Here is a 15,030-nt window from a genome sequence, read left to right on the forward strand (position 1 = left end):
GGCCTCAGATCACGATCAGGTCGGCTTGCAAGGCGCCGGCCTGTTTCAATGCTTCGAGGATCGCCATCAAGTCGCCGGGCGCAGCACCCACCTGGTTCACCGCGCGGACAATCTCATCCAGGGTGGTGCCGGGGCCGAACTTGAACATCGGCTTGGCTTCTTGCTGGGCGTTGACGCGCGAACGCGGCACCACCGCCGTCTGGCCGTTGGACAACGGCCCAGGCTGGCTGACGATCGGGTCTTCGGTGATGGTGACGGTCAGGCTGCCGTGGGTCACCGCTGCCGGCGACACCTTGACGTTCTGACCGATCACGATGGTGCCAGTACGCGAGTTGATGATGACCTTGGCCACGGCCTGGCCTGGGTCGACCTCAAGGTTTTCCAGGATCGACAAATAGTCGACGCGCTGGCTGGGGTCCAGCGGCGCGGTCACACGGATCGAGCCGCCGTCGATGGCCTGGGCCACGCCAGGGCCGAGCATGTCGTTGATCTTGTCGACTACGCGCTTGGCGGTGGTGAAGTCGGAACGGTTGAGGTTCAGGGTCAGGCTGTTGCCCTGGTTGAAGCCGCTTGGCACGGTGCGCTCAACGGTGGCACCACCCGGAATTCGACCGGCTGATGGCACGTTGACGGTGATCTTCGAACCGTCGCGACCTTCGGCGTCAAACCCGCCCACCACCAGATTGCCCTGGGCAATGGCGTAGACGTTGCCGTCGATACCCTTGAGGGGCGTCATCAGCAAGGTGCCGCCGCGCAGGCTTTTCGAGTTACCGATGGACGACACGGTGATGTCCACCACCTGGCCCGGCTTGGAGAACGCCGGCAAGTCAGCACTGATCGACACCGCCGCGACGTTTTTCAACTGCACGTTGCCCGAACCCGCCGGCACCTTGATGCCGAACTGCGAGAGCATGTTATTGAAGGTCTGCAGGGTGAACGGGGTCTGGGTGGTCTGGTCACCCGTACCGTTGAGCCCCACTACCAGGCCGTAGCCGATCAACTGGTTGGAACGCACGCCGGAGATGCTGGCGATGTCCTTCAGGCGTTCGGCCTGGGCGACAGCGCTCAAGGAAAGCAGGAGTGCGGCCGCCATCAGCTGTTTGAAGTTCAAAGTGGCCACCTAGAAAGGGAACAGCGGGCTAAGGAAGAAACGGTCGAACCAGCCCGGCTGGCTTGCATCAGCGAACGAACCTGTACCCGAGTAGGTGATGCGCGCATCGGCAATCCGCGTCGACGGCACAGTGTTGTCGGTGGAGATGTCATCGGCGCGGACCATGCCGGCAATGCGCACCAGCTCGTCGCCAGTGTTGAGGGTCATCCACTTTTCACCGCGCACGGCGATGATGCCGTTGGGCAATACGTCGGCCACGGTCACGGTAATCGAACCGGTCAGGCTGTTGCCCTGCCCTGCCGCACTCTTGCCGTTGGTGGCGCGGTCGCCGCTGTAGCCGGCGCTGAGGCTGAGGTCGCCATCACCGAGCGGGTTGTTGGTGTTGGGCACCGCACCGAACAACGACGTCAGGCCGATGTTGGCCTTGCTGGTCTTGCCGATCTGCGAGTTGGCGTTCTTGCTCGCCTGGGTACGCTCGTTCAGGGTGATGGTGATGATGTCACCGACCCGGAACGCCTTGCGGTCGCTGTACAGGTTCTGTTCGAAACCGGCCTGGTAGATCGAGCCGTTGTTGGCGGCCGCTGGCAACGGCGTGCGTGGCAACACCGGCGCGTAGTACGGGTCATTGGGTTTTGGCGTCGGGGCGACACAGCCCGCGAGCACGGCAATCCCACTCAATGCCAGAACAGAAACATAGCGATTCATGACCCTTACCTCACGGTGTTGCAGGCGCCCTCAAGAGCGCCCCATAGACTTGATTACAGATTCTGCGTTACGAACGAAAGCATCTGGTCGGCGGTGGAGATCACCTTGGAGTTCATCTCGTAGGCGCGCTGGGTGGTGATCATGTTGACCATCTCCTCAACCGTGCTCACGTTGGAGGTTTCCAGGGTGCTTTGCAGCGTGGTGCCGAAACCGTTCAAGCCAGGGGTGCCGATTTGCGGCGCGCCGCTGGAGGCGGTTTCCAGGAACAGGTTGTTACCCATGGCTTGCAGGCCAGCCGGGTTGATGAAGTCGGCGGTCTGCAGGTTGCCGATCACTTGCGACGCGGGGTTGCCGGCCACGGTGATGGACACGGTGCCGTCGTTGCCGACGGTGAAGGTCTTGGCGTCGGCGGGAACGACCACGGCCGGCTCGAGGGCGAAACCGTTGGCGGTGACGATCTGGCCGTTGGAGTCCAGGTGGAAAGTACCGTCACGTGTGTAGGACGTGGTGCCATCCGGTTGCAGGATCTGGAAGAAACCACGGCCGTTGATGGCCATGTCTAGCGGCTGGCCGGTCTGCTGCAGGTTACCGGCGCTGAAGTTCTTCTGGGTGCCGACGATCTGCACACCGGTACCCAATTGCAGGCCGGACGGCAGTTCGCTGTCCTGGGTCGACTGGGCGCCTGGCTGCTTCTTGATCTGATAGAGCAAGTCCTGGAACTCGGCACGGTCACGTTTGAAACCCGTGGTCGACACGTTGGCCAAGTTGTTGGAAATGGTGGTCAGGTTGGTGTCCTGGGCGGACAGGCCTGTTTTGGCAACCCATAGAGCCGGAAGCATGCTGTTCTCCTCTGCGCGCCTGTTTGTTGGCGCTACATCACAAATTAATTAGTGGGCTGCAATCAGCTCATCTGCATGACGCGGGTCATGGCCTGGTCGTCTTCCTTGGCGCTGTTCATCATCTTGATGTGCAGCTCGAACTGCTTGGAAAGCGCCAGCACTGCGGTCATTTCTTCCACCGCGTTGACGTTGCTCGCCTGCAGGAATCCCGAGGTCAGCGTGACTGTCGCGTCAGCCTGGGCCGGTTGGCCATCCTTGGTGTGGATGGTGCCGTCGAGGCCTTTATTCATGTTCTTCAGGTCCGGCTGGACCAGCTTGATGCGGTCCACTTCAGCCATCACCCGCGGGCCTTCGCCCATGGCGCGGATGCTGATGGTGCCGTCGGCACCCACTTCGATTTTCTGCTGGGGCGGCACGGCAATCGGGCCACCGTTGCCCATAATCGGCATGCCGTTGCCGGCGCGCAGCACGCCCAATGCATCGACGTTCATGCTCGCACTGCGTACGTAGGCTTCGCTGCCGTCCGGGGTTTGCACGGCCATCCAGCCATTGCCGCTGACAGCAACGTCCAGGTCACGGCCGGTCTCGATCATCGCGCCAGGAGAAAAGTCAGTGCCCGGGCGCTCAGTCAAGGCAAACGCCCGCGCCGGAAAGCTGTCACCGAACACCGGCATCGAACGCGCCTGCTCCAGGTCACGTTGAAAACCATTGGTGGAAATGTTCGCCAGGTTGTTGGCATGGGCCTTCTGCGCCAGAGCATTCTGGCTGGCGCCGGTCATTGCCACATAAAGGTACTTGTCCACGCTCTTTCCTCTTTCTGACGGACGCTTGCCGCCCACCGCTGTACTGAGGAGGCTTAAGCAATTTGCGAACCAACTTTTGAAAAGAGGGTGAAGTGCAGGCGGAGCGGGGGTTTGCGGGCGGGTTTCAAAAAACGGGTTCAGGGAGAGAGTCGAAAAAACGGCGGACTTATGCCGCTGACGGCAAAAAACAACTCGTGGTGATGGCGCCTAGCTGCCGCCTACAGGGCTAATCTGATGAAACACATGACAGGGTGGGAATCGCCGGCCTTTTTTCTGGCGGGTGCGGGATAGCCTTTTCATGTTCTTTTGTATTCAACTCTTTCAAGTTTGCTAAACGCCCTGAGCGCCGCCAGCCTCACGGCTGGTAAAAACACGTCAGCATATATGTTGTTCTATTGATTTTTATCAGCACCAGACAAATCCGCTTTCTGGCCAGATAAGTCCTCTCCCTACTTTACATTTACTGATCAAAACCCACTTGGCGAATAAAATCGACCGTCTTATTTTCCACTCATCGCAAAGCCGTCACGACTTCTTTTCGATAGTTCGCCACGCCCCCTCTATTAACTTGCCAGGAACACTGAAATGTCTGGAATTGGAAACGCACCTATGCAGCCTCCCGCACACTGGGAAACACATTTTTCTTACAATGACATGCTAGACCGTTTCGAACCGTTAGCGACGCTGTCACCCGCACAGCGTCGCCAACTGGAATCCCACCCGGAACTTAACCCTAATAACGAGCAATACTGGAAGAGTCGATTCTCGGCAGACGATTTTAAAACAGACCCGGACCATTTTGATTTGAACCCTTCGGTATCGGCGTTTCATGAGCTGCTCAGCACCATTGCGGGCAGAATCATTGAAACCGACTTGGGTGTCTCGGCGAACGATGTGCGCGCCGGCAAATATGGCGCACTGACACGCGGCGCTCTAAGGGAACTTGAAAAACTGGATAAGAACCAGGACTACCGATTGATCACAATCACTAGAGAGGATAACGACTCAATGATTGGGTCACATGCATGGGCCCCAGTCAGTGGAGGAACACCCGTTGTCATCGAGACATGGAGTGATAACTTTCACTTCCCTCCCGATGGCGCCGAAGTACTGCACTCCATAGACCTGAGCATGCTTGAAGAGCGATATATCGACGAAGGGCTTTCTGCCAATGAGCTGAGATCCGGAAAATACGGGCGCCTGTCCCCGGAAATCATGCTAAGTCTCGAAGCGCTGCAAAAAGACAAGGACTACGCACTGACTACATTTCCCAGCCAACCCCCAGGAGGCGATCCTTATATGGCGTGGGTAGAAAAAGGCACAGGCCATTCCGTAGCCATTGGCCCGGATAGAGAGCATCTGATGTACGGATAAAGCGTTCCAATGCACGAACACCTTCATCACCGCAAACACCTGAACACTGCACCCATCAAGCACCGTGTTCAGGTGCTTTAACCCGTGCCCTCCTTGCTGACGCCATGGTCCCGCAACTTGTTCGCAATCGTTGTATGGGAGACCCCCAGGCGCTTGCCCAACTGCCGACTGCTCGGATACTCGGCATACAGGCTTTCCAGCACCGCCTTCTCGAAGCGACCAACAATCGCCTCCAAGCCTCCCTCCAGGGAAAAATCGCCAAGCGGCTGACGCACACCGTAGTCAGGCAAACGAATATGCTCAACCTTGACCGTACCGCCCTCGCACAACGACACCGCTTGGAACAACACGTTTTCCAACTGCCGTACGTTACCCGGCCAGTGGTAGTGGCTCAGGCGATCCATGGCCGCTGGAGCCAGTTTGGGCAACGGGCAGCCGATCTGGCGACTGGCCTGGTCGAGAAAGTGATCAACCAGCGGCGCGAGCCCGTCGAGACATTCACGCAGCGGTGGAATATGCAGCGACAGCACGTTGAGACGGTGATATAGGTCCTGACGGAATTCGCCACGCGCGCACAACTCGGACAAGTCCACTTGGGTGGCGCAGATCACCCGTACGTCGAGGTACACCTCTTCATCGCTGCCTACGCGACGGAAGCAACCGTCCTGCAGGAAGCGCAGCAATTTCACCTGCAGCCGCGCGCTCATTTCCCCGACACCATCGAGAAACAGCGTGCCGCCCGCCGTCAATTCCAACAGCCCCAACTTGCCCTCAACCCGCGCGCCTTCGAACGCGCCAGGGCCGTAGCCGAACAGCTCGGTCTCGGCCATCGACTCGGGCAGGCCGGCGCAGTTGAGTGCCATCAACGGCGATTGCCCACGCGGGCTGGCCAAGTGACAGGCGCGCGCCAACAGCTCCTTGCCGGTGCCGGTTTCGCCTTCTATTAATAGCGGTGCATCCAGCGGCGCCATGCGTCGGGCTTCGCGCACCACAGCGGCCATGACTTTGGAGCTTTGGAAGATACTGTCAAAGCCACGCAGCTCCTGCTTGCGCACGTTGTAAATGCGCTCACCGACGCGGTCGGCGCGGTGCAGGGTCAGCACGGCACCGGCCATGGCCTCGCTGTCGTCATGTTCGGAGGACTGCAGCGGCGCGATGTCCGCCAGGAACACGTCACCCTTGACCTTGACCCGCAGGCCGTTGATCCGCGATTTGCTGGCGCGCACCAGTTCCGGCAAGTCGAAGTCCTCGGCATACCGCGACAGCGGAATGCCTGGCACCTCGTCCACCCGCACGCCGAGCAACTGCGCCGCTGCACGGTTGGCGGCGACGATGGAGCCGCCCATGTCGATCGACAGTACCGGAAATTCCAGGGCGCCAAGCAACGCATTGAGCTCCATATGCCGACGCTCGCTGGGCATCAGCCCTACCCTTTTGACGCCGAACACTCCGGCAATCGCCTCGAACTGCGGGCGCAGCGCCTGGAACTGCATGTTCACCAGGTTCGGGCAAAACAGGTAGATGGCATTGCCATGCTCACCGCCCACCTCGCCCTTGGCGACGTTGACGCCGTATTCCACCAGCAGGTTGAGAATGTCCCGCAGTATGCCGATGCGGTTCTGGCAGTGCACTTTGATACGCATGAAGAGGCCCGAAAAGTGGGGAGACGCTGCGTCTTTTTGTCGCCGGGCGCAGATAGTCGTCAAGATTATGTGACAGCGTGCAGGCTTTTCCCAGCCCAAGCCAGCGGACAGCCTCACAATCGTAACGAATACTTTACGGAAAGTGGTAAGTTTTCCTACGTAAAGGCGTTTTAAACAGATGGAATCTGACCGCGCACGGGTTATCAATAAGCACATCGAAGGACATAACAAGAACGAAAGCCTAGCAGGAGAGCCGTATGAAGCAGACGCAGTACGTGGCCCGCGAGCCCGATGCGCAAGGTTTTATCCACTACTCGCCGGAAGAACATGCGGTGTGGAACACCCTGATCACTCGCCAGTTGAAAGTGATCGAAGGTCGCGCCTGCCAGGAATACCTGGATGGCATCGACAAGCTCGGCCTGCCCCATGACCGCATCCCGCAACTGGGTGAAATCAACCAGGTGCTGGCCGAGACCACCGGCTGGCAGGTCGCCCGCGTGCCGGCGCTGATCCCCTTTCAGACGTTCTTCGAATTACTCGCCAGCAAGCAGTTTCCAGTGGCGACGTTTATCCGCACCCGCGAAGAACTCGACTACCTGCAAGAACCGGATATTTTTCACGAGATCTTCGGCCACTGCCCGCTGCTGACCAACCCTTGGTTCGCCGAATTCACCCACACCTACGGCAAGCTCGGCCTGGCGGCCACCAAGGAGCAACGCGTGTACCTGGCGCGCCTGTACTGGATGACCATCGAATTCGGCCTGGTGGACACGCCCGCAGGTCGACGCATCTACGGTGGCGGCATTCTGTCGTCGCCCAAGGAGACGGTGTACAGCCTGTCGTCCGAGCCCGAACACCAGGTGTTCGATCCGCTGGAGGCGATGCGCACGCCGTATCGCATCGACATCCTGCAACCTTTGTACTTCGTACTGCCAGACCTCAAGCGCCTGTTCGAAGTTGCGCAGGAGGACATCATGGGCATGGTGGAACGTGGCATGCAGTTGGGTCTGCACGCACCGAAGTTTCCGCCCAAGCCTAAAGCTGCTTGAACCTTACATCTTGAGGCCAGGTGAGTCTGTTCCCTGGCCGCGCGTTGCTTTAGGGTGACGCTACTGATCTTCAATCATTCGAATTCAGGACACCACCATGACCACCTTGAACCAAGCCCACTGCGAAGCCTGCCGTGCCGATGCCCCGCAAGTCAGCGACGAAGAACTGCCGGTGCTGCTCAAGCAGATCCCCGACTGGAACATCGAAGTCCGCGACGGCGTGATGCAACTGGAAAAGGTTTTCCTGTTCAAGAACTTCAAATTCGCCCTGGCCTTCACCAACGCCATGGGTGAGATCTCCGAAGCCGAAGGCCATCACCCAGGCCTGCTCACGGAGTGGGGCAAGGTCACCGTGACCTGGTGGAGCCATTCCATCAAAGGCCTGCACCGCAACGACTTCATCATGGCCGCGCGCACCGACGAAGTGGCCAAGGACGCCGAGGGCCGCAAGTAATGCATTTCGATGCCATTGGCCGCGTGCCCGGCGACCCGATCCTCGGGCTGATGGACCTGTATGCCCAGGACAGCAACCCGAACAAATTCGACCTGGGCGTGGGCGTCTATAAGGATGACCAGGGCCTGACCCCGATTCCGCACTCGGTGAAGCAGGCCGAGCAACGCCTGGTGGACACGCAAACCACCAAGACCTACATCGGCGGCCACGGCAATGCGGCGTTCGGCAAGCTGATCAGCGAGCTGGTGCTCGGCGCCGATTCTGCGCTGCTTCGCGACCACCGGGCCGGCGCCACCCAGACCCCAGGCGGCACCGGCGCCCTGCGCCTGAGTGCTGACTTCATTGCGCACAACCTGCCCGGTCGTGGCGTCTGGTTGAGCAACCCGACCTGGCCGATCCACGAAACTATCTTTGCCAAGGCCGGGATCCCGGTGAGTCATTACCCTTATGTGGGTGCTGACAACCGCCTGGATGTGGCAGCGATGCTCGCCACCCTGTCCAGCGTGCCCAAGGGCGACGTGGTGCTGCTGCACGCCTGCTGCCACAACCCGACCGGTTTCGACCTGTCCCAGGACGACTGGCGCCAGGTGTTGCAGATCGTACATGAGCGCCAGTTGCTGCCATTGATCGACTTCGCCTACCAAGGCTTCGGCGATGGTTTGGAGCAGGACGCCTGGGCCGTGCGGTTGTTTGCGGCCGAACTGCCGGAAGTGCTGATCACCAGTTCGTGCTCGAAGAACTTTGGCCTGTACAGCGACCGCGTAGGCGCGTTGATCGTGTGTACGGCGAATGCCGAAAAACTGACGGATGTGCGCAGCCAACTGGCCAACACGGCGCGCAACCTGTGGTCGACGCCGCCAGACCATGGTGCTGCGGTAGTGGCGACCATCCTGGGGGATGCCGAGCTGAAAAAGCGCTGGAGCGACGAAGTCGAAGCCATGCGCTCGCGGATCGCACACCTGCGTTCGGGCTTGGTGGAGGCGTTGGCGCCGCACGGTCTGTCGGAGCGGTTTGCGCATATCGGGGCACAGCGTGGGATGTTCTCCTACACCGGCTTGAGTGTCGAGCAGGTCAAGCAACTGCGCGAGAAACACAGCGTGTATATGGTGAGTTCGGGTCGGGCCAACGTGGCGGGCATCGATGCGACACGCCTGACATTGCTGGCTGAAGCCATCGCGGATACCTGTAGGAGCGAGCTTGCTCGCGAAGGACATCAACGATAACGCGGGTTGCCTGACTGAACGCGGTGCCCTGTAGTTTTTCGCGAGCAAGCTCGCTCCTACAGGGTGCCACGCGCTGTATCAGCCTGTGACCATCTCTGCTTTCAGCAGTGCCTCTTTGGCCTGCGCATCCGCCAACCGATACAACTCGATACTCCCATCCCAGTGTTCGATCAACGCCGTGCACGACTCCACCCAATCCCCGCAGTTGAGGTAATCCACCTCGCCCACCTTGCGAATCTCCGCATGGTGGATATGCCCGCACACCACGCCATGCAACTCGCGCTTGGTCACCTCGTGGGCGATGGCTTCTTCAAAATCACTGATGAAGTTCACCGCCGTCTTGACCTTGTGCTTGAGGTACGCCGACAGCGACCAATAGCCATAGCCGTAACGCGCACGCCAGTGGTTCAGCCAGCGGTTCAACGTGAGGGTGAACTCGTAGGCCGAGTCACCGAGGAACGCCAACCAGCGGTGGTAGCGGGTGATCACGTCGAACTGATCGCCGTGGATCACCAGCAGATGCCGGCCATCGGCAGTCACGTGAATTGCTTCGTCGACCAGTTGGATATTGCCCAGGATCAGCTTGGAATAGCGGCGCAGGAATTCGTCGTGATTGCCGGTGACGTAGATCACCTCGGTGCCACGCTTGGCCATGGTCAGCAGGCGGCGGATCACGTTGGTGTGGGCCTGGGGCCAATACATGCCACCGCGCAGTTTCCAGCCATCGATGATGTCACCGACCAAGTAGACCTTATCGGCGTGATAGCCCTTGAGGAACTGCGACAAATGTTCAGCCTGGCAATCCCGGGTGCCCAGGTGCACATCGGAAATCCACAGGGTACGAACCCGTTGCTTGCGGCTGGGCTTGGCGAACTCGGCACTGGTCATGGGCATCCCTCGACGGTGTTTTCGCGAGCTTGCGCCCTGGCGATTAATAGCCCATGACAACTGTGCGTCAGTCTGATGACAGCGCTCAGGGCGCACAAAGCGTTGTAGACTGCCAGCTTGCCGCCCAGGAGACCGCAATGGGACCCACCCTCACCCTACGCCACTACGTCGAAGCGCCCCTCGCCCACAGCCATGACCATGCGCAGCTGGTGTTCGGCCTGTCCGGGCACCTGGACCTGGAAGTGGACGGCCGTGGCAGCCAGGTACGCGAAAGCAGCGTGATGGTACTGCCCTTCTCTGCCCACCATGCGTGCGGCAGTCGCGATGGCAGCCGTTGCCTGGTGCTGGATGTGCCGACCGAGCATTGGGTGCTGCAATCGCTGGGCGAGCATGCCGATGCCAGTCGCCGCCTGCTCGACCAGCCCGCGCGGCTGACTTTGGACTCGCGGCAAAGCCAGCTAGTGCAATGGCTGGCGCACAGCCCGGTGCATGACCCGTTGATCGTGCAGCAAGGCGCGGTGCTGTTGCTGGCCAGCCTCAATCATCCGCTGGCCCCACCGCAGCCGGGCCGACGCCTGCCGTACGCAGCCTTCAATCAACATATCGAGCGACACCTTGCGCATCCGCTGCAAGTGGCTGACCTGGCGCGTATTGCAGACTTGTCGGTGGCGCGACTGCACGCACGGTTCATGGCGGAATGCGGGCAAACACCGATGGACTATATCCGCAGCCGTCGCCTGCACATGGCTTTGGACCTTCTGCGCCAAACACCTCTGCCCATCGGTGAAATTGCCGATCGCGTCGGTTACGCCTCGCAAAGCGCCTTCGCCGCCGCGATGCTGCGAGAGTTTGGCGCCTCGCCGGGCGCTTTGCGTCGCAACCCGTAGGAAGAGTTTCGCGATAAACCTCGCGAGCCGGACGACAGACACCCACGCGGGCGACCCACTAGACTGCGTTGCTGTCACCCCCATGACTCAAGGATCGCAATGACTCCCCGTTCAGCCCTCGGCGCCCTGCATATCGGCGCACTGATGTTTGGCCTCACCGGCGTATTCGGCAAACTGGCGGCCGCCTCCCCGGCCATCATCGTCTTTGGGCGCGCCGTATTTGCCGTGGTAGCACTGGCAGTCTTCGCACGGTTCGCCAGCAGCACCGCCTGGAAAACCCTGGAGCTGCGCGACTGGCGCCGGCTGCTGATCAGCGGCGTGTTGCTGGCGGCGCACTGGGTGACCTTCTTTATTGCAGTGAAGGTGGCCGGCGTGGCGGTTGCGACCCTGGGCTTCACCGCATTTCCGGCCTTTACCGTGATCCTCGAAGGGCTGATTTTCCGCGAACGCATTCGCGCCAACGAAGTCGTGCTTGTCGTACTGGTCAGCGTCGGCCTGGTGTTGGTTACCCCGGACTTCAACCTTGCCAGCGAAGCCACTGGCGGATTGCTCTGGGGGATCGCCTCGGGGTTGCTGTTTTCCCTGCTGTCACTGAATAACCGCGCCAGCTCCGGGCGTATCCCGGCGGTGCAGGCAGCGCTGTGCCAGAACGTGGTGGTCGCTGTGTGCCTGTTGCCCGTGGCGGCGCCTGGCCTGACAGAGGTGCGCGCAATTGACTGGTTGTGGATCGGTTTGCTCGGCGTGTTCTGCACCGGCCTGGCCCATAGCCTGTTTGTCGCCAGCCTCGCGGTGATCAAGGCACGTACCGCCTCGGTGGTGTTCGCCATGGAACCGGTCTACGGCATCACCGCGGCTTGGCTGCTGTTTGCCGAAACCCCGACGCTGCGCATGCTGTTGGGCGGCGTGTTGATCATCGTCGCGATCGTGCTGTCAGGGTTGATGGGCGGTGCCAGCCAGGCCAAGCAGCCCGCAGCCACGGCCTGATCTATACTTTCAATATCCGCAACAGTCTGCAGTCGTTCAACGGATAACCGACAGCTCGATGACAGCCTGGGTATTTTCTGAAGTTGCTGCACGCGAGTGGTCACAACCTCAACGCGATGCGGGAGCTTTACCATGGAAATGCTCATCAATTTGTTAGTGCAGATCATCAGCGGGGCCGTCGGCGGCAACATCGCCGGCATGACCAAACAGAGCCTCGGGACCGGGCTCAATACCCTGATCGGCGGTGTCGGCGGGCTGGTGCTCGGCCAAGTCGTCGCGGCACTCACGGGCACCTCGGGCGGCGAAGCCCTGGACGTGGCGGCAGTGGGCAGCAACATTGTCGGCGGTGGCGTCGGCGGACTGGTGCTGACGTGGGTGATTGGCTTTATCAAGCAAAAGATGGCGGCCAAATAACCACCGTGTCACCGCCCTACGGGGCGGTGACTTTCACTGAGTGCGGTCGTTATGCCCCAGGTCACGCTGCGGGTCGATCTGGTCACGTACGCGCTGCTTGAGCACCTTGGCCTCGGGAAAACCGCCGTCCGCCTTGCGCTCCCAAATCTGCACACCGTCGCAAGTGATGCGAAACGCGCCGCCCGTGGCCGGTTCCAGCGACACCTTGCCCAAGTCATCGGCAAACGTACTCAGCAGTTCCTGCGCCAACCACGCGGCGCGCAGTAGCCACTGGCACTGGGTGCAATAGGTGATGACGATCTCGGGTTTGATCGAAGACATAATTTGAGAGGCTCCAGGCGTAACGGGCTCAGCGGATCGAGTGGCTATAATAGCGGCCTTTATCGCCCAGCCTCGAGATTCATGATGCGCCGCCTGCTGTCCTGCCTGTTTCTGTGCCTGCTCCCCCTTATCGCCGACGCCGTTGAACCGCCACGCCCGAAAATCGGCCTGGTGCTGTCTGGCGGCGCCGCCCGCGGGCTGGCGCATATCGGCGTGCTCAAGGCACTGGAAGAACAAGGCATTCAGATCGATGCCATTGCCGGCACCAGCATGGGCGCGGTGATTGGCGGGCTGTACGCCTCGGGCTACAAGATCGACGAGCTGGAAAAACTCGCGCTGAGCATCGACTGGCAACAGGCACTGTCCGACGCACCGCCTCGGGAAGACGTGCCGTTCCGGCGCAAGCAGGATGACCGGGATTTCCTGGTCAAGCAGAAACTCAGCTTCCGCGACGACGGTAGCCTGGGCCTGCCACTGGGCGTGATCCAGGGCCAGAACCTGGCGCTGCTGCTGGAAAGCATGTTCGCCCATAGCAGCAACACGCGTAACTTCGACAAGCTGCCGATCCCCTTCCGCGCGGTGGCGACCGATATCACCACCGGCGAGAAAGTGGTGTTCCGCAAAGGCCACCTGCCCCAGGTGATCCGCGCCAGCATGTCGATCCCGGCGGTCTTCGCACCAGTGGAGCTGGACGGCCGGCTGCTGGTGGACGGCGGCATGACCGATAACATCCCGCTGGATGTGGCGCGGGAAATGGGCGTGGATATCGCCATCGTCGTCGACATCGGCACGCCACTGCGCTCGCGTAAACAACTGGCGACGGTGGTGGATGTGCTCAACCAGTCGATCACGCTGATGACCCGGCGCAACTCTGAAGAACAACTCAAAGCCCTGCACCCCAAGGACGTGCTGATCCAGCCGCCCCTTGCTGCCTATGGGGTAACCGACTTCGGCCGCGCCAAGGACATGATCGATGCCGGTTACCGCGCCACCCGCGCCCTCGATGCGCGCCTGGCCCACCTGCGCCCCGCCGAGCCGATCGACCCACAACTGGTAGCCGCCCGCACACCCGGCGAACGCACGCCGGTGATCACCGCCATCAATGTGGAAAACGACTCGAAAGTCAGCGACGACGTGATCCGCTACTACATCCGCCAACCCCTGGGCGAGCCGCTGAACCTGGGGCGCCTGCAAACCGACATGGGCACCTTGTACGGCCTGGATTACTTCGAACAAGTGCAATACCGCGTGGTAAAAAAGGGTCAGGACAACACCCTGGTGATCAGCGCGCGCGGCAAACGCAGCGGCACCGACTACCTGCGCCTGGGCCTTAACCTGTCCGATGACATGCGGGGCGACAGCGCCTTCAACCTCGGCGCCAGCTACCGCATGAACGGCATCAACCGCCTCGGCGCCGAATGGCTGACGCGCGTGCAGATCGGTGATCGCCAAGAGCTGTACAGCGAGTTCTACCAGCCAATGGACACGGGCTCACGTTACTTTGTCGCGCCGTACATCAGCGCCCAGGCACAGAACGTCGAGCTGATCCTGGACAACGACCCCATCTCCGAATATCGCTTGGAGCGCTACGGTTTCGGCTTGAACGTCGGACGGCAGATCGGCAACAGCGGCGAGATCCGCTTTGGCGTCGGTGAAGCCTGGGGCAAGGCGGACGTGCGCATTGGCGACCGGGATCTGCCCAGCGTGAGTTTCAGCGAAGGCTTCTATGAACTGAAGTATTCCTTCGACTCCCTGGACAATGTGTACTTCCCCCATACCGGCGAAGACATCGGCCTGGCCTATCGCGAATTCGAACCGGGGCTGGGCTCGGACCAGCGCTACCGCCAGTGGGAGTTCAAGCTCGACAAAGCCATGAGCCACGGCCCGGATACGCTGGTGCTGGGCGGGCGTTACGGGCGCACCCTGGATGATTCGGATGTGGTGATTTCCAGCTTCCTGCTGGGCGGTGCGCGGCAGTTGTCGGGCTTCCGCCAGGACGCGATCTCAGGGCAGAACATCAGCCTGATGCGCGCGGTGTACTACCGCCGGCTCACACCGCGTTCGTACCTGCCGCTGGATTTCCCGCTGTACCTGGGCGCGTCACTTGAGCGTGGACGGGCGTGGAACAACGACAATGAATTCGACAGCGGTTATATCAACGCCGCGAGTATTTTCCTGGGGTTCGATACACCGCTGGGGCCGCTGAATTTCAGCTATGGGTTCAATGATGATAATCAGAAGGCGGTGTACCTGAACCTGGGGCAGACGTTCTAAAAACGTCGTTCGCAAAACCAATGTGTGAGCTTGCTTGCCTGCGATGCAGGCACCTCGATTT

At 60.6% G+C, this 15,030-nt stretch carries 15 protein-coding genes; 8 read left to right on the top strand and 7 right to left on the bottom strand.

Annotated elements, in window-relative coordinates:
• Positions 1-4: 4 nt before the first annotated feature.
• The 4 genes from CI807_RS28375 to CI807_RS28390 form a co-directional block, all read right to left on the bottom strand.
• Positions 5-1,093, bottom strand: a complete 1,089-nt coding sequence (locus CI807_RS28375; RefSeq protein WP_033901075.1) for a flagellar basal body P-ring protein FlgI — start codon at positions 1,091-1,093, stop codon at positions 5-7.
• Positions 1,094-1,120: 27 nt separating this feature from the next.
• Positions 1,121-1,816: a flagellar basal body L-ring protein FlgH gene (gene flgH, locus CI807_RS28380; RefSeq protein ID WP_033900737.1), complete on the bottom strand. Its 696-nt coding sequence runs from the start codon at positions 1,814-1,816 to the stop codon at positions 1,121-1,123.
• A 53-nt stretch (positions 1,817-1,869) separates the two neighbouring features.
• Positions 1,870-2,655 (bottom strand): flagellar basal-body rod protein FlgG, encoded by a 786-nt coding sequence (gene flgG / locus CI807_RS28385; protein ID WP_005790105.1) that lies wholly within the window; start codon positions 2,653-2,655, stop codon positions 1,870-1,872.
• A 62-nt stretch (positions 2,656-2,717) separates the two neighbouring features.
• On the bottom strand, positions 2,718-3,458 hold the full coding sequence (locus CI807_RS28390) for a flagellar basal body rod protein FlgF (RefSeq protein ID WP_015885209.1): 741 nt from the start codon (positions 3,456-3,458) through the stop codon (positions 2,718-2,720).
• Between the two features lie 585 nt (positions 3,459-4,043).
• On the opposite strand from CI807_RS28390, the gene CI807_RS28395 reads away from it, so the two are divergent.
• Complete coding sequence (locus tag CI807_RS28395; protein ID WP_095017124.1) at positions 4,044-4,832, top strand: hypothetical protein; 789 nt, start codon at positions 4,044-4,046, stop codon at positions 4,830-4,832.
• A gap of 77 nt (positions 4,833-4,909) precedes the next feature.
• On the opposite strand, the gene CI807_RS28400 is transcribed toward CI807_RS28395, so the two are convergent.
• Positions 4,910-6,475, bottom strand: a complete 1,566-nt coding sequence (locus CI807_RS28400) for a sigma-54-dependent transcriptional regulator (RefSeq protein ID WP_095017125.1) — start codon at positions 6,473-6,475, stop codon at positions 4,910-4,912.
• A gap of 257 nt (positions 6,476-6,732) precedes the next feature.
• On the opposite strand from CI807_RS28400, the gene phhA reads away from it, so the two are divergent.
• The 3 genes from phhA to CI807_RS28415 all read left to right on the top strand — a co-directional run bounded on the left by phhA (position 6,733) and on the right by CI807_RS28415 (position 9,201).
• Positions 6,733-7,524: a phenylalanine 4-monooxygenase gene (gene phhA, locus CI807_RS28405; RefSeq protein ID WP_095017126.1), complete on the top strand. Its 792-nt coding sequence runs from the start codon at positions 6,733-6,735 to the stop codon at positions 7,522-7,524.
• A 97-nt stretch (positions 7,525-7,621) separates the two neighbouring features.
• Positions 7,622-7,978: a 4a-hydroxytetrahydrobiopterin dehydratase gene (locus CI807_RS28410; protein WP_010208721.1), complete on the top strand. Its 357-nt coding sequence runs from the start codon at positions 7,622-7,624 to the stop codon at positions 7,976-7,978.
• Positions 7,978-9,201 carry an amino acid aminotransferase gene (locus CI807_RS28415; RefSeq protein ID WP_095017127.1) on the top strand — a complete coding sequence of 408 codons (1,224 nt, stop codon included), beginning with the start codon at positions 7,978-7,980 and terminating at the stop codon, positions 9,199-9,201. Before CI807_RS28410 ends, CI807_RS28415 begins: the two co-directional genes overlap by 1 nt.
• Positions 9,202-9,279: 78 nt before the next feature.
• Here CI807_RS28415 and CI807_RS28420 read toward each other — a convergent pair whose 3' ends face one another.
• Positions 9,280-10,089: a UDP-2,3-diacylglucosamine diphosphatase gene (locus CI807_RS28420; RefSeq protein ID WP_016976547.1), complete on the bottom strand. Its 810-nt coding sequence runs from the start codon at positions 10,087-10,089 to the stop codon at positions 9,280-9,282.
• A gap of 137 nt (positions 10,090-10,226) precedes the next feature.
• On the opposite strand from CI807_RS28420, the gene CI807_RS28425 reads away from it, so the two are divergent.
• From CI807_RS28425 to CI807_RS28435, 3 genes are all read left to right on the top strand, one after another.
• Positions 10,227-10,976 carry an AraC family transcriptional regulator gene (locus CI807_RS28425; RefSeq protein ID WP_095017128.1) on the top strand — a complete coding sequence of 250 codons (750 nt, stop codon included), beginning with the start codon at positions 10,227-10,229 and terminating at the stop codon, positions 10,974-10,976.
• A gap of 99 nt (positions 10,977-11,075) precedes the next feature.
• A complete protein-coding gene (locus CI807_RS28430; RefSeq protein WP_095017129.1) occupies positions 11,076-11,960 on the top strand; it encodes a DMT family transporter in 885 nt (294 codons plus the stop codon).
• Between the two features lie 132 nt (positions 11,961-12,092).
• A complete protein-coding gene (locus tag CI807_RS28435; RefSeq protein WP_016976544.1) occupies positions 12,093-12,374 on the top strand; it encodes a hypothetical protein in 282 nt (93 codons plus the stop codon).
• Positions 12,375-12,407: 33 nt separating this feature from the next.
• On the opposite strand, the gene CI807_RS28440 is transcribed toward CI807_RS28435, so the two are convergent.
• The gene (locus CI807_RS28440; RefSeq protein ID WP_038849162.1) at positions 12,408-12,695 is read right to left on the bottom strand and encodes a SelT/SelW/SelH family protein; all 288 of its coding nucleotides are present in this window, start codon (positions 12,693-12,695) and stop codon (positions 12,408-12,410) included.
• Positions 12,696-12,779: 84 nt separating this feature from the next.
• Between CI807_RS28440 and CI807_RS28445 the strand changes: the two genes are divergently transcribed.
• Positions 12,780-14,969, top strand: coding sequence for a patatin-like phospholipase family protein (locus CI807_RS28445; protein WP_095017130.1), 2,190 nt, complete (start codon positions 12,780-12,782; stop codon positions 14,967-14,969).
• The last annotated feature ends 61 nt before the right edge of the window (positions 14,970-15,030 follow it).

It is taken from the genome of Pseudomonas sp. NS1(2017), from assembly GCF_002269425.1.
GTDB classification, from domain to species: domain Bacteria; phylum Pseudomonadota; class Gammaproteobacteria; order Pseudomonadales; family Pseudomonadaceae; genus Aquipseudomonas; species Aquipseudomonas reactans.